This is a genomic window from Streptococcus mitis bv. 2 str. SK95, from assembly GCF_000222705.1.
Taxonomy (GTDB): Bacteria; Bacillota; Bacilli; order Lactobacillales; family Streptococcaceae; genus Streptococcus; species Streptococcus mitis_AY.
Window position 1 is genome coordinate 1 of the sequence record NZ_AFUB01000035.1, and the last position, 621, is coordinate 621.

The window sequence follows — 621 nt, forward strand, 5'->3', positions numbered from 1 at the left end:
GCATGGTTATATTTCACTCTAATATAGCCATACAAATAATCTGAAGAACTAAAATCTTCATTTTTGTAAATTGATATTAGTAACTCATAATTCTCTAGATATTGATTGTTTCTTCCCATCAAAGAATAAAAATTAGATAATGTATTGAGAATACGGAGATAAACTGATTGTTTTATTTTCAGAGGAGTTAGAAGTTGTTCTAGCTGTATTATAGCTTGTTCTTTATTATCGTATAGGTAAAAATTCAAAATAGCACTAGTCCACTCTAAAAATGCATTATCCTCCTCAGATAATTGATTAGCTTTTTCTTTTTCTAAGGTGTACAAATATGCTAAATCTACATAATTTCTATCTTCCAGTAGTTTTGAAGAAAGCCTTTTGAAATGTTCTAGACTTGAGGGAACTTCAAAATTGTCGTTAAAGAAGTAATCGATTGGTACCTGTAAACGTACTGCCAATTTGTATAACAAGTCAGCTGCGGGCATATAGTTACCACGTTCGATTTTACTGATTTGACTTTGTTCACAAATACCTTCAGCTAATTTTTGTTGAGATAATCCTTTTTCTTTACGTTTTAATTTTAATTTTTCAGCGATTTTAACCATATAGAACCTTATTAGT

At 29.5% G+C, this 621-nt stretch carries 1 protein-coding gene; it reads right to left on the reverse strand.

Going from position 1 to position 621, the window contains the following annotated elements; translation table 11 throughout:
- Positions 1–605 (reverse strand): helix-turn-helix domain-containing protein (locus HMPREF9965_RS07315; RefSeq protein ID WP_004243569.1); only part of this gene is annotated, 605 nt, incomplete at its 3' end.
- Positions 606–621: the final 16 nt, after the last annotated feature.